The 12,354-nt window shown below is 60.5% G+C and carries 16 protein-coding genes; all 16 read right to left on the bottom strand.

Annotation, left to right across the window (positions count from 1 at the left end; genetic code table 11):
* Window positions 1-2 precede the first annotated feature (2 nt).
* The gene (locus E5E97_RS20000) at window positions 3-557 is read right to left on the bottom strand and encodes a phage baseplate assembly protein V (RefSeq protein WP_171280887.1); all 555 of its coding nucleotides are present in this window, start codon (window positions 555-557) and stop codon (window positions 3-5) included.
* Window positions 551-1,630, bottom strand: a complete 1,080-nt coding sequence (locus tag E5E97_RS19995; protein WP_171280886.1) for a phage baseplate assembly protein — start codon at window positions 1,628-1,630, stop codon at window positions 551-553. Before E5E97_RS19995 ends, E5E97_RS20000 begins: the two co-directional genes overlap by 7 nt.
* The gene (locus E5E97_RS19990) at window positions 1,623-3,029 is read right to left on the bottom strand and encodes a DNA circularization protein (RefSeq protein ID WP_171280885.1); all 1,407 of its coding nucleotides are present in this window, start codon (window positions 3,027-3,029) and stop codon (window positions 1,623-1,625) included. Before E5E97_RS19990 ends, E5E97_RS19995 begins: the two co-directional genes overlap by 8 nt.
* 11 nt (window positions 3,030-3,040) lie before the next feature.
* Window positions 3,041-4,792: a hypothetical protein gene (locus E5E97_RS19985; protein WP_171280884.1), complete on the bottom strand. Its 1,752-nt coding sequence runs from the start codon at window positions 4,790-4,792 to the stop codon at window positions 3,041-3,043.
* A 139-nt stretch (window positions 4,793-4,931) separates the two neighbouring features.
* Entirely contained in the window at window positions 4,932-5,303 is a 372-nt protein-coding gene (locus E5E97_RS19980; protein WP_171280883.1) for a phage tail assembly protein, read from the bottom strand.
* A 2-nt stretch (window positions 5,304-5,305) separates the two neighbouring features.
* Window positions 5,306-5,662 carry a phage tail tube protein gene (locus E5E97_RS19975; RefSeq protein WP_171280882.1) on the bottom strand — a complete coding sequence of 119 codons (357 nt, stop codon included), beginning with the start codon at window positions 5,660-5,662 and terminating at the stop codon, window positions 5,306-5,308.
* A 10-nt stretch (window positions 5,663-5,672) separates the two neighbouring features.
* Complete coding sequence (locus E5E97_RS19970; protein ID WP_171280881.1) at window positions 5,673-7,163, bottom strand: phage tail sheath subtilisin-like domain-containing protein; 1,491 nt, start codon at window positions 7,161-7,163, stop codon at window positions 5,673-5,675.
* A 2-nt stretch (window positions 7,164-7,165) separates the two neighbouring features.
* Window positions 7,166-7,375 (bottom strand): DUF2635 domain-containing protein, encoded by a 210-nt coding sequence (locus tag E5E97_RS19965; RefSeq protein ID WP_042007585.1) that lies wholly within the window; start codon window positions 7,373-7,375, stop codon window positions 7,166-7,168.
* Between the two features lie 8 nt (window positions 7,376-7,383).
* Window positions 7,384-8,001: a hypothetical protein gene (locus tag E5E97_RS19960; protein ID WP_171280880.1), complete on the bottom strand. Its 618-nt coding sequence runs from the start codon at window positions 7,999-8,001 to the stop codon at window positions 7,384-7,386.
* Complete coding sequence (locus tag E5E97_RS19955; protein ID WP_042007589.1) at window positions 7,998-8,555, bottom strand: phage virion morphogenesis protein; 558 nt, start codon at window positions 8,553-8,555, stop codon at window positions 7,998-8,000. Before E5E97_RS19955 ends, E5E97_RS19960 begins: the two co-directional genes overlap by 4 nt.
* The gene (locus tag E5E97_RS19950) at window positions 8,555-8,989 is read right to left on the bottom strand and encodes a gp436 family protein (RefSeq protein WP_171280879.1); all 435 of its coding nucleotides are present in this window, start codon (window positions 8,987-8,989) and stop codon (window positions 8,555-8,557) included. The genes E5E97_RS19955 and E5E97_RS19950 overlap by 1 nt, the downstream gene beginning before the upstream one ends.
* 3 nt (window positions 8,990-8,992) lie before the next feature.
* Window positions 8,993-9,529 carry a hypothetical protein gene (locus E5E97_RS19945; RefSeq protein WP_171280878.1) on the bottom strand — a complete coding sequence of 179 codons (537 nt, stop codon included), beginning with the start codon at window positions 9,527-9,529 and terminating at the stop codon, window positions 8,993-8,995.
* 34 nt (window positions 9,530-9,563) lie between these two features.
* A complete protein-coding gene (locus E5E97_RS19940; protein ID WP_171280877.1) occupies window positions 9,564-10,076 on the bottom strand; it encodes a tail needle knob protein in 513 nt (170 codons plus the stop codon).
* A gap of 3 nt (window positions 10,077-10,079) precedes the next feature.
* Window positions 10,080-10,334: a hypothetical protein gene (locus E5E97_RS19935; protein ID WP_171280876.1), complete on the bottom strand. Its 255-nt coding sequence runs from the start codon at window positions 10,332-10,334 to the stop codon at window positions 10,080-10,082.
* Between the two features lie 90 nt (window positions 10,335-10,424).
* Entirely contained in the window at window positions 10,425-11,324 is a 900-nt protein-coding gene (locus tag E5E97_RS19930; RefSeq protein ID WP_171280875.1) for a Mu-like prophage major head subunit gpT family protein, read from the bottom strand.
* Window positions 11,325-11,330: 6 nt separating this feature from the next.
* On the bottom strand, window positions 11,331-12,287 hold the full coding sequence (locus tag E5E97_RS19925) for a phage protease (RefSeq protein ID WP_171280874.1): 957 nt from the start codon (window positions 12,285-12,287) through the stop codon (window positions 11,331-11,333).
* Window positions 12,288-12,354 lie beyond the last annotated feature (67 nt).

Genomic DNA, 12,354 nt, shown 5'->3' with positions numbered 1-12,354 from the left:
CCTCACACAGGGGGAGATGTTTGCCCTCCACCCGGTAGATCATGCTTATGATCCAGGAACGACTTGCCATTGATAATCACATCGGCATCAGTACTGATATTCAATGTGACGTGCAGAACGCCCTGAATCTCGTTATCAGGGCTCATCGTGACGGTTTTCTCGCTGGCTTCTGTAATGACGGTTTTCGCTGTTATCGTGGCGGTTTCATCCTTGCCAAGAACAATACGATGCCCCTTCAGATGGTATAGGCAAGAGTCTCCTTCCTCCAAGTCTTTGGGCCGTACTGACTTGTCTTCGACCGCGATAGCTACCAAGCCAGCACGGGCACCACCGACACCCAGCACAATGGCCTCAGACCCGACCGGCGGCACACTGCTGTGGCCATAGTTCTGAAAGCGCTCGACATCATCAGCGGTCTCGTCAGCCAATACCTTGAGCTGCAGACCCTGCCGCTGCAGAGCATCATTGACCAGGGTGACGAGCGCGCGATCGGCCATCAGGCGTAGGCGGCGATTCAGCGGGGCTAACAGCTTCTGTACATCACGAAGGGTTACCATGTGGTGACCTCTTTAGTCTGTTTCTTCACGACTTCGGCCGGGATCAACATGGCCTCGCGCGGGGTCAGGTTGATGATGGCTTCCCGGCCGTTCTTGTCGTCTTCCATCAGGGTCACGGTGACAATCAGCCAGCTCTCATCCAGCCCCTGGATCTCATCTTTGATGGGGCACATCCGGTTGATGCGCCAGAGTGGGCCCCGGTCGCCTTCCCTGCCCTGGGTGCGCCAACCCGCAACGGTGATCTCGGTCTGGGTACCTTCACCTATGCTGCGCTGCTTTTGCCATTGGCCACGCTTGCTGGCGCCGGCCACGGTGGTGACATCCTCGGCGATGATGATGCGTGGGCGATAGCGCGGAACGGCTGGGTCAGTAATGACAGCCTTCTGACCGCCGATGGTGGCGGGGGCAAGATTGTCCCAGGTTGCACCACCGGCATAGCTGCTGCCTTTGACGATCCATTCTGATGCCCGGTCGCGCATGCTGAAATTGCCACGAGCCGCCAGGATATTCCCGCTAAGGATGAGACTGGCCCCCATCGCCAGCTCGCTGGCCTGAGTCAACACCAGTTGCCCCCGTTCATTGGTGGTGAGCAGCACAGCCCGCTGTTTGGCCAAGCGGTCAAGCAGCTCAAAACAGGTTTCGCCCTGCTCGATAGTGACTTTGGCAAACACGTCACCCAGATCGCATTCGACCACTACCTCGATGCCAAACGGGGCACTGATGTCACGGGCCACACGGTCAAGTTTGACGCTGGACCATGATCCAGCCTTGTAGATGGCGGAGCAGTCCACCAGGTCGCTGGTCTTGCTGCGCCCACTGACAACCCACTCAACCTCTTTCGCATCGTAACTGGGGGTGAAGTCGTCCACGTAACCGGTCAGTACCAGGTCAGGCCCAATGGCCACGGTGCAAGCACTGCCTTCACGGATCACCATGGCCTTGGCATCATCCCATTTACGAGTCAGTCTCAGCTCAAAATCGCCGGCGATATCGCGCAGGCTGCGGGTGATGCGTACTTTCTGCCATCCGCTATAGAGCTGGCCATCCACGCGCAAGGTAATGGGTTCAGCCATTGCTCACCTCGTCGATCACCTGAATGGTGGTGCTCGGCATAATGAAGGCCGGATCACGCAGATTGTTTCCCATCACTAGCCGATCGCGGTACTCGGCATTGCCATACTGCTGCCAGGCCAGCAACGCAGAAGCGGTAGTAGTCGACAAGATGATCTGGCGGCGACGTGGCAACTGGGCACCTCGCTCGCGGCTATCATTCAACAGCGCCAAACGCAGATCGCGAAGGGCACGCCAAACATCGCTCTGTTCAGCTTCAACAGCCTCCATGGCCAGCTCGGCCAGGCGGTTGGCCCAATAGTTGGCCAGCTGTTCCAGATCATCTGCAGTCAACAGCAGGTTGCGCTCTGCACCAACTACGCCATCCATCACCACCGGCCTGCTCAGTTGGCTGCCCGCCTGGTCTCCCGTCAGAGATTGCCCGATGGTGACCGTCCCCTCAGCGGCCGCCGTGAAGTCGCGTTCGCTGCCAAAATTGGCGCTCGCGATGGCGCTGGCAGCCGCAGTTGCCGCTGCGCGTTCGATCAAAGCGGTAAAGGCCTCGCCGTTAGCCATAGCGGCGTCACGTTCTGATGGGGTATCGATGGTAGGAACGGATGATGCCGTGCCGGCGATAGCATCAATCGAAATGCCCGTTGGCAGGCCACCAGTGATGGCCAGCTCGGCCCGCATCCCTTCCCAGCGACGGCTGACCAGGTCATAAACAGAAAGCGCCCTGATGGGGTCGGTGACGATTCCCTTGATGTCTTCGACGATGCCGGTTACCTCGCGGGCCAACTCGCCAGGGTAGGCCAGCAAGGAACCCACACTATCCTTGGTCCGCATCAGGCGATCGGTCCACTCGCGGAACTGATCAGGCAGTGATGGCAAGCCACGGGTCAACTCATCCAGATCATCCAGGAAGGTGTCTACCATGGGGCCCATGTTATCGATGCCTGCCAAAAAGCTGTCCAGGAAGGATTGCTCGGTCGCCCCCTGGGCAGCATCAGCCGCATTGCCAAGGGTGGCGGCGGTATCGATGGCTGCGGCAGGAAACAAGCGCTTGCCTGCCTCCCACACGGTAAAGGTGACGTAAGCAACGTCATCCTCTTCGTTATCCAGGCGGTGGCTGACTTCGCCGACCTGCACAGTGCGCACGCCCCACCAGGGGTGGATCATCTCTCCGGGGCCGGGTTGGTTCAGGGCATCCAGCAAGCTGCGCAACTGGGACAGATAATCTTTGCCGACCAGCTTGCCGGTGATCTGCTCGTTGGTCAGCACGGCGCCGTTGTCTTCTGTCCAGCCACTTTCACGCTTGGGGTATTCGCGGGGGATGGCGCGACGGCCGCCCTTGCCATCAACGGTGTTCAGCAAGAACTCCACCCCACGGATAGAGGCGGTCAAACGGTCTTCAAAGCTCATGCAAAGCCTCCTTACGGCATCAGTGATGGGCCGTTATCCACGCGCACCTGCATGCCGGGGGCGACGTCGCGGGAACGGACGGTAACGCGATCATCACTGACGCGAATATCTAGGGAGGCAGCCATGTTCCCTGGTCGAGGGCTAGGGGTAACCCCCTCTCGACTCAGCATGTTCCAGGCCGATGTGCCTACATCGCCCAAGGTGGTACTTTTTGCCCACTTGGCAAAGGCGGTATCACCGATGGCCAGCTCGGCGGCATAATCCACTGCGGGATATAGCAGAGAGCCGGCCAGCACGTTGGCAAAGACTGATTTCACCTTGCTGCCTTTCCCACCCTTGCCGGGTTCAGTGCCAGGCATGTCGCCAGATCCCATGCCGCCCATACCACCGCCTGGCATGTTGACCACATAGACAGGCGTCGCGCCCAAGTCAGCCATGGCACCACCCAAGCCGCCTGCGCCGCCCTTACCCGGCTTGGCGGCATCCCAGACCCCCTTGGTCCATTTGACCGCATCAATTCCCTTCTTGACGGCCACCAGGCCGCCGACCACCAGGGCGATGTTCTTGCCTGTCTCCAGCCAGTTCTGCACGGCATCCGGTTCCAGGCTATTGATGGCATCGGCCAGCTCGGCAATGGGCACGGCCAGCTGCTGGTTGGCGAACTGGCTCCAGCTGTTGCTGACCAGTTGCAAGCTGGCGGCAAAGTCGCCCGCTGCCACGGCGGCATCGTTCAGGGTGGTTTGCCCATCGCCAGAGAGTTTCAGGAACTCGTCAAACGCCTTGACGTCACCGGTCTGGACGAACTCGGCGATCACCGGTTTCAGTGCCCGCTTGGCTTCATCGGTCAGATTTAGCATGGAGAGCTTGCTGGAGAGACCGCCAGACTTGGTGACGATCTCTTCAATCAGCGCCGGTAGGGAGCGCATGACCTCTTTTCCCTGCTTGAGCTGCTCTGGGTCGAACACATCGATATTGCCCAACTGCTTGAGCTTCTTGACGGTATCAGGGCGGGTCAGGTCACGGATGATGGACTCGAAGGCCGTCACGGCCTCGGCGTCAGATCCCACGCCCTGACGGATCACCTGCAGGGCGGCGCCCAGCTCTGTCACAGCAGCGGCACCCTGGCGGCCTGTTGCAGCATAGGCGGCGAAGATCTTGGGGCCCTCTTTGGCCATGTTGCCCAGGGTAAAGGCCCCGCTCTTGCCCTGCAGGTTGAGGGTGTCGATGGCGCGCATGGCCATTTCATTGTTGGTGATGGCCAGCTTCTTGAACTCGGTGAAGATGCCGCCCACCTCCAGGCCGCCAGCACCGGTGGCCTGGATCACCGCCGCGATGTTGGGAAGGTTGGCCATGGCATATTCCAGGTCACCGGTCTTGGTCAGGATCTCTTCAATGGCGGAGGTTGCTTCGTTCGGGTCAATACGGATGCCCTTGGTGTTACTGACCGCGTTGATCTCGTCCTTCAGCTCTTTGGCCTTGTCTCGGCTGATCTCGGCTGCGATGGCGATGCGGGAGATCCGGCGATCAAGTTCGGCATACCCCCGCACTGTGGCGCCGCCGACGAGCGCGGCCCCCAGGGCGACATAACGGTTGCCCAATGAGTCAATGCCACGGCTTGCGGCATCGGTGGACATACGCAACAAGCCCATGGCGCGCTGATTGTTGGCAGCAAACTGGCTCATGCTTTGGGAATATTGCCGTGACTTAGTGGCCAAGTTCCCCGCGAGGTTGATGACAATATCGGTGACGAGTTGCTTGCCCATGGCTATTCCTATTTATTTTCTTGGTGTGATGGCTTGCTTTAATTGGTCAAAGCGGCGCAGCAAGTGGCGTAGTGGCAAATATTTCAGCTCGGCTGTGGGAATATATTTGCTCATGGCAAACATGATCCCCATGACCGGGTCAGCCAGCTGAATTTTGTCGCCCCCGCTTGGCTAATTCATCTGTCAATGCCATATCCAACTCCTGGGCTTTGCTTTGCAACATCGCGAAATCATCGATATGTAATTTCTTGATCATATTGATGGTGAGCGGACCAGGTAATTCGCCGATATATTCAACCTGACGGCAAAGCAGGTTCAGGCCATATAGCACATCGCTGGTATACGCCACCGCTTTGCCGTTTTGCACCACGACTTTTTCGGCATCAATCTGGGCATCAATCAGATCAGCGGCAGTCAGTTCGCGCAGGCCGACTTCACGATAAAGGAGCGGCTCGTCGCCGCTCCCTATCGCCTTCAGCCCATGCTCGAGTTGGAAGGTGATCAAGGCCATGGTCAGATCCTTACTACCTTGTCGCCGAAGAAGGTGGCATCGATATCGCCGCTATCTTCCCGCAGGGTGGCTGGGTCATTGGTGCTCGATTTGGTCATCATGTAGCTGACACCGTTATCACCTTCCCAGGTGAGGGTCGCGTCTTCGATGGCGTTGATCTCCATCACATCGACATCATCATCGGCCGCAATGACCATTTGAATGCTGGGGCCAACATACTTGCGGCTCTTTCCCCACGACTTGCCTGGGCCATTGTGTTGGGTGCGGGTGTAACCGCCAGGATTGAGCACGGCACCCGCCTTGGTCTTGAGCTGTTTGCCGTTGGCACGGATGGTCACTTCACCCAGGATTTGTCCCATGGTGGTCTCCTTACAGTTTGAACTGGATCAGGGCTGCGAAGACGCGCAGCTGGTTGACAACGTCCGGGTGGCAGACGCAGTTGAGGCGGTTGCGATCGCTAGTGTCGCGGGTCACATCCAGGGTCTCTTTGAACAGGTCAAAGTTTTCCATCAGTCCTGCACTCACCCAGCCAAGCGCCACTTCCAGAATGGCCTGCTTCATCAGTTTCGGCGTCACTACCGGCTGCGCCGGGTCGAGCTGCGGCAGCTCGTTGTCATCGGCCAGCTTGTGGCGCGGGTAACGGTTGGTGACCATCACCTTGATGTCGTAACGCATCTTGCCCAGGGTGGCCGGCGTGGTGATGTCCAGGTAGCTGGGGTCAGGATCGCCATAGCTGTTGAGCTGGTACATCGAGATCTCGCGCTCGATGGCCACCACCTCGTCGGGCTGGATCTGGTGGGTGGCAATGCCGGACTTGAGCAGGTTGTTGCGCTCGTCGAACGCGAAGCGGTCGGCCTTGGCCGGGGCCAGGATGCCGGGCAGCACCAGGGTCTGCAGCGGCCGCGCCGGATCGATGGCTAGGTGATAGGCCGCGATGCCGCAATAGCTGGCCGCCCACTCCCAGACCGGGCTCGGCGACTTGCTGGTGCCCATGCAAGAGATCAGGAAGTCGTTGCTGGCCTCGCCGAACGTGATGGTCTCGCCGTAGGTACCACGGAATGCGGTATAGGCGATGGCCTCGCTCATCTTGAGCGGGCCCCAACGAGTCAGCAGCTCGTCACGCAGGGTGTTGAGGCTGGCCGTATCGTTGAACGGCATCATGATGTGGTTGTACCACTCATCTGGCATCGCACCGATGACGGCGGCCATGTCGGGCGCGCCGGATCCGCCGGTCATGGCCACGGTGGTGATGGTCACCCCTGGCGGCAGCTGCTCGCCGGCATTGTAGTTGTAACGCAGGTCGATGCTGTTACCGGTCAGGCCCTTCCACTTCGCAGTGATGTTGACCTTGGCGGTATCGGTGCCATCCACGGCGGCGGTCACGGGCAGATTCTTGGCGGCGGTGATGGCGGTGGCCACGTTGGTGGCGATGGTGGCAGCGGTGGCGGCAGCGGCCACACCCACCTGCAGCAGCTGGCCGGCGATCAACAGATAGAGGGTGCCCGCTTGGGTAGCGGGGCCGGTGAACTTGAACGACCCGGCAGCGGCCGCGCCGGCGCTGATATCGCCGATGGGCAGGGCGAAGGTGCGTGTGTAGCTGTTGGCCTTGCGATAGCGCTTGGCGGCCAGCGCCATCATGGAGCCGACGCCGAACAGGGCATCAATGGCCGACTCGCTGACCGGCACCTCGACCACCTGCAGCGGCGTGGCGGTACCGGCATCGCCGCCAGCGTCGGTCATCTGGCCGAACAGCATCACGTTCTGATCCTGGGCGATATTGCCGCTCAGGGCCTGGCTGTTGTCGATCTCGATATAGACGAGCGGCACGCGCACGTCATTGGGGATGGTTCCGAGAGCCATGGTCACTTCTCCGCTTTCTTGTTGGTGGCCTTGGCGGCCGGTTTCACGTCTTCTTTGTCGGCCTGCGCTTCCTCTACGGTAAGCACATCGCCATCGGCAAGCCGCTTGAGCCAGAAGCTGGTGCGCGGTACCCGCTCACCCTCTGCGGCCAACTTGCTGCCATCCGGCTTGCGGATGGTCAGCCCTTCTTTCGGTTTCAGGTGCAGTTCCACGGGTGCTCCTATGGGGTGGGGCCAGGCAGGTTGATCGTTGCCTCGCAAACGGGGGCGCCATCGGCCAGCTCGGCCTTGAAGTTGAAGCGCAGGAAGTCGTCCAGGGTGGCTTCGTCGATGGGTTCATCCAGCGGCCAGTCCTGGCGCCAGGTGACCGACCAGATCGCCAGCCCCAGCTTGTCGATGGCGGTGGTGTAGAGGTTGTCAGCCCGCACCGATTCTGGTGCCGAGCTGGCGCCGGTACCGACCCAGCCCCCCTTGAGCATCAGCGCCTTAGCCAAGCGACAGGTGATCACTTCGGCCCGCTGGTCTTTGGCGTAGGCGAATTGCTCCGCGCAGAAGACGAAGGCGGCGAACTCGACGGTGCCGATCAACCGGCTGCCCTGGTTCTGCATGGCCACTACGCGCTGGGCGCAGATGCGGATGCCGCCCTCCTTGCCACTCATCCAGCGCTTGATGTCGTCCGCCTCGTTGAAGCGGCCGATGTGGCGCTCCACGGTCTGGACCCGGTCAATCAGACGATTGGCGCCGGCGCCGGTCGCTTCCAGGTAAGGCTTGAGGTACTGCACCACCGCTTCGCAGGCGCTGACGGTACTGCCAATGGTGCCAAAATCCGGGCGGCTCATAGGCCTGCCTCCTTCATCACGTCTTGCCAGAAGTCGCCGATCACGGCGAGCAGCTCGGTCTGGTTGTCACTGGACAGACCCAGAAACTCGCGCTGGGGGATCTCCATCTGGCGGGTGAACGACCCCACCGACTGATACACCGGGAAGGCTAGCGCTTTGCCAAACGCCTGGGTGATGCGGCGGATGTGGGCCGGAACCTGCACGGCTCCGCTGAACCCGTCTTGATGCACTCCGGCATAGGCCAGCGCCGAGCCCACCCGCACGCTGTTGCGTTGCACCTGGTACTCGATGCTGTCGAGCAGATCACCATCGCCCTGCAGCAGGCTCTGGTTGCCGTGGCGGGTCTTGGCGTAATCGGCCGACCAGGGCGCCCAGGGCGTGCCGTCCGGCGCGGTCTTCTCGTCGCTGATGCGGCGGCGGGTCTGGCTCTCGACCACGGCGCCGATGCTTTCCAGCAGCTCGGCCTTGTGGTCGCTGCGGCCCAGGGTATCGAGTAGGCGCTGATAACGCGCCAGCTCTTCACCACGGGTCGAGACCTCAACCGAGATCGCCATCACAGCACCCCTTTCAGGCTGTTGCGGGTAAACAGGCGCTCGTTGTCCTGCACCAGCTCCACCTTGCCGATCGCGCCCTCTGGCGGCATGTCAGGGGTGGGCAGGCCTAGATCCACCTTGCCGGCCGCAATCTCTTTCACCTTGGCGATGGCCCGGTCGTAGCGGTCTTGCAGCAGGTTGGTGACCTGGGGATCGCGATCACCCAGCCAGTAGAAGGCGATGACGATGGCCTGGCGCTTGAGCAGATCCGGCACGGTCGGCAGCGGCAGCACAAAGCGACGGGACAGGTAGCCGTTGATTTCGTCATCAGCGGCCGTCAGCGCCTCATCGATCCAGGTGTCGTTGAGGGTGTCGGTCGACCGGTCGAGGGCGAAGTTGTAGAGCATTCCTTCGTCACGGTCGATCAGGTCCTGCTTCGTCGCGTAGATGGCCATGGGTTAGTCCTTGGTCACTTCGCTGCCGGGTACCACGGTCAGCCAGGATTCCTGGTGAACACGTTGTGCCTCGGCCGGGGTCAGGTAGCAGCACGGGATCTCGCAATCGTGGTCGTGCGGCACATCGGCCTTGGCAGCCACCACAAACACGCGGGTGGGGCTGGAGTGCAGGAAGTGGATGCCACAGCGCCAGAAGCCGGCCGGCGACTTGGCCTTGGCGTCGAACTGGCCGAGCAGCCAGTCGGGCAGATCGCTGGCCATTGCATCGCTCAGGTTCGCCCCCGGCTCGCTGGAGGCTCCGATGGCGTTGGTGCCACCCTGGTCACCGGCGTTCTGGGTGGTCGCTGCTGCCGCGGCTGCCAATCGCGCCTCTTCGGCGGCTTGCTGCTCTGCTGCCAGACTGGCGGCCTCGGCGTTCGGGTCTACCAACACAGCATCTTTTTTCTGTTCGGTTTGCGCTTGCACCAGCTCGGTACCCGCGCCCACTGCTGCCGCTCCCAGCGGCTGGCTTTTGTCGTCTGCTTTCTTGCGAGGTGCCATTTCAATGCTCCTGTAAAGGGTCAATACAGGCGGATTACACCGCCGATATCACGGTTTCAGTGGTGATCTGCTCGGCAATCAACAGCACGCCGGTCAGGTTGAAGGTGCCACCATTGCTGCGGATCACCGGCTTGGTGCCGCTCAGCGCGATAAAGCCGTTCTTGTCGATAGAGAAGAAGGTTGCCAGGGTGATGACATCACTGGTGACGGCGACATCACGACTGGCCACCAGGCGGTTGCCATTGGTACCGGCAAAGTCGAGCTGCATGGAACGGTTGGTACTGCCGCCGGTCCAGCTGCCTTCCAGGTTGAGCTTGAAAGCCACACTGGCGTTGTCGTTGTAGACGTTCAGCTTGTCGCTGGTCGCGTTGAAAAACGGGGCCAGCGTGCCAGCTGCAGGCGCCGGCAAAGCCTTGAGCAAGGCAACCAGATCGCGGTTGGTATCACCGGGGATAGAAACACCGGTCAAGCCAGACCAACGCACTTCGCTTTTCTTGCGCGCCGGCAACGGTGTGCTCGGGCCCTTGAGGAAGCTGTCGCCAAACATGGGTTATCCCTCCACCACAACCAGCGGGCCGCCAGGCTGTTGCAGCGCACGGGCATAGATATTCTGGGCCGGGTCAAAGCTCCAGCTTTCACGCTTTCCGCGCTCCAGCGTCAGGCCAACCATTTCAGTGGGCGCCGGTAGGGTATTGCCAGTGCGGAAAATCACCAGCTGGCCGGTCTGGTTTTCCATGGTGCCGCTGACAGCACTGGATACCAGCACCCAGGCGGTCGTGCTCAGCGTCTTGGTAGTCGTGGCCATGGGGTTCTCCTGGTTGGGTAAACAGTCGGGGCTTCAACGCTATGGTGTTGCCAGCTCCACCCCGACTGAGTGGGAGACGTCGGATGTCGTTTACGGCAGGTATTCGCTAACCACGATGTCGACGTTGTTGTAGTAGATATTGCTTTCCCCATTTTCGAGGAACTCGCGCTTGATCAGCTTGCGGGCAGCAGATTCGTTACTCACGCCGACGACCAGGACACGGGCTTTGATACCGATGGGGGTGCCGTTGGACTTCTTCATGCTGGCCAGCTTGTTTTTGGCCGCTTCGAAGTTGGCTTCATTCAGCGCAGCCTTGGAGCCGATAGCAGTCTGCGGCAGGCCAAAGCCATAGCCATGGCGACCGTCAACACCCGCCGCGAACTTGTTGTTGAACCAGGTGTATTCGCTGGTTGCGTTCATGGTCTGGAAGTCAAACGGGCGGCGTTCCTGGAACACGATGGGCTTGACCACCTGCATATCGTCGATAAGGAACCATGCTGGACCGGTATCGGTAGCCGGATCGCCAACTACGTTGGAGAAGGTAGTGGCCGGAGTGGTATCGAGCGGGTGATCAGTGTCGAAGAAGTTCTGACCGTCATAGCAGAGGGTACTGAAACCCGCTGCCAGCAAGCCGTAGCTGTTCTGGTCGGGGAAAACAGCCGCTTCACGCCCGAAATTTTCGGCGTTCATGGCGTACTTGCCGATCTGGTCGTCTTCCACGTCTTCGCGCTTGATGACGATGGATGCTTCAAAGGTCTTGTTGAGGATCTGATAGCCATGGCTACCAAGCTCAACCAGCTGACGGTTGCCAATCCACTCCTTGATTGCCGGCAGATCTTTGAGCCAGCCGTAGAAGTTGGAGCTACCAGCGCTTGGCACCTTGGTAGCGACACGGGACCACTGCGGGGAAATGGTGCCCAGACCACGGGTGTAGGCGGCGGACATGGAGACGGTCAGCGCCTCCAGAATTTGAGCTTCGGTAAAGGCCATGATGGATTACTCCCCTTGTTTGGCTTTCATGGCTTGCTTGGCAGCCAGGAACTCTTCGGGCGTGTGGCCCATCTTGCGGCACAGAGCCAGTTCGTCAGCGCTCAGCGCACCACCCTGCTGCGGTTTGTTGGCGGGGGCATTGGCATCGGCGATCACCGGGGCGGTCTGCACAAATGCCTGGAACTTCTCCACACCACCTTCAGCGCGGCACATGCCCAGGAACATCTCTTTGTTGGCCGGGGCGATTTTGCCGGCGGCGATAGCATCATCGACCAGGGCACCCAGCTTGGCCTCTTCGGTCTGCTTGACCTTGTCCTCGGCGGTGGTGGCGCGGTTCAGGGCCAGCTCGTAGGTCTCTTTCGGGACGAACTTGGTCAGGTCAGGGCCGGCATTGGCACGGTTCAGGGCCAGCTGATGATCGGCCTTGAGGGTATTGATGGCGGTGAGCGCGGACGCGGTATCCGCATCAGCACCCAGACCCAGGGCCTGGGTCAGTTCAACGGGCAAGGGCATTGGAGTTTCCTCACGGTTCAGGGCAGGGAGTTGATCGAGGTTGGGCTCGTTGGTCAGGCCAACGCTGGCGATGCTCAGCACGGTGCCGGCGTCGTCGAAGGTGAAGGCCGGGGAGTAGAAGGCGTATTCCTTCTTCTCCAGCATCTCACGCCCTTCGCTGTTCCAGTCCACCATGCCCCACACTTCGCCGCCGATGTTCTGCAGGGCGAGGATCCAGCCAACGGCCGGGGCTTTCTCGCCCTTGGGGCCTTTGATGTGGGTGGCGTGCTCAACGTCGAACGGACGCTTCTTGGTGAACGAGGCCACCACGGCATCCGGGTTGCTGTTGTTCCAGGTACGGCCATCATTGCCGCCGAATACCCCCGGTGGGATCAATGGCAGCCAGACCTTTTCGTCACGCACAGTCTGGCGAGACAGGTCAAAGCAGAGGGCAAGATAGGTCTTGGGCATGATCGCTCCGTCACATAACAACCTCCCGCCAGGTGGCTGAGTGGGTTGAATGAACAAGTTGTGTAGA

Origin of the sequence: Aeromonas sp. 2692-1, from assembly GCF_013085505.1 — a bacterium.
In the GTDB taxonomy this organism is placed as follows: domain Bacteria; phylum Pseudomonadota; class Gammaproteobacteria; order Enterobacterales; family Aeromonadaceae; genus Aeromonas; species Aeromonas hydrophila.
The sequence above is the reverse complement of the archived record's forward strand: the minus strand, read 5'-3'. Positions and strand labels throughout refer to the sequence as shown.

Coding starts and splice junctions, on each gene's coding strand:
- E5E97_RS19950 (WP_171280879.1), bottom strand. CDS start 8,989: ATGGCCATCTACGCGACGAAGCAGGACCTGATCGACCGTGACGAAGGA.
- E5E97_RS19960 (WP_171280880.1), bottom strand. CDS start 8,001: ATGAGCCGCCCGGATTTTGGCACCATTGGCAGTACCGTCAGCGCCTGC.
- E5E97_RS19940 (WP_171280877.1), bottom strand. CDS start 10,076: ATGTTTGGCGACAGCTTCCTCAAGGGCCCGAGCACACCGTTGCCGGCG.
- E5E97_RS19995 (WP_171280886.1), bottom strand. CDS start 1,630: ATGGCTGAACCCATTACCTTGCGCGTGGATGGCCAGCTCTATAGCGGA.
- E5E97_RS19955 (WP_042007589.1), bottom strand. CDS start 8,555: ATGGCGATCTCGGTTGAGGTCTCGACCCGTGGTGAAGAGCTGGCGCGT.
- E5E97_RS20000 (WP_171280887.1), bottom strand. CDS start 557: ATGGTAACCCTTCGTGATGTACAGAAGCTGTTAGCCCCGCTGAATCGC.
- E5E97_RS19985 (WP_171280884.1), bottom strand. CDS start 4,792: ATGGGCAAGCAACTCGTCACCGATATTGTCATCAACCTCGCGGGGAAC.
- E5E97_RS19970 (WP_171280881.1), bottom strand. CDS start 7,163: ATGGCTCTCGGAACCATCCCCAATGACGTGCGCGTGCCGCTCGTCTAT.
- E5E97_RS19945 (WP_171280878.1), bottom strand. CDS start 9,529: ATGGCACCTCGCAAGAAAGCAGACGACAAAAGCCAGCCGCTGGGAGCG.
- E5E97_RS19980 (WP_171280883.1), bottom strand. CDS start 5,303: ATGGCCTTGATCACCTTCCAACTCGAGCATGGGCTGAAGGCGATAGGG.
- E5E97_RS19930 (WP_171280875.1), bottom strand. CDS start 11,324: ATGGCCTTTACCGAAGCTCAAATTCTGGAGGCGCTGACCGTCTCCATG.
- E5E97_RS19925 (WP_171280874.1), bottom strand. CDS start 12,287: ATGCCCAAGACCTATCTTGCCCTCTGCTTTGACCTGTCTCGCCAGACT.
- E5E97_RS19990 (WP_171280885.1), bottom strand. CDS start 3,029: ATGAGCTTTGAAGACCGTTTGACCGCCTCTATCCGTGGGGTGGAGTTC.
- E5E97_RS19975 (WP_171280882.1), bottom strand. CDS start 5,662: ATGGGACAAATCCTGGGTGAAGTGACCATCCGTGCCAACGGCAAACAG.
- E5E97_RS19935 (WP_171280876.1), bottom strand. CDS start 10,334: ATGGCCACGACTACCAAGACGCTGAGCACGACCGCCTGGGTGCTGGTA.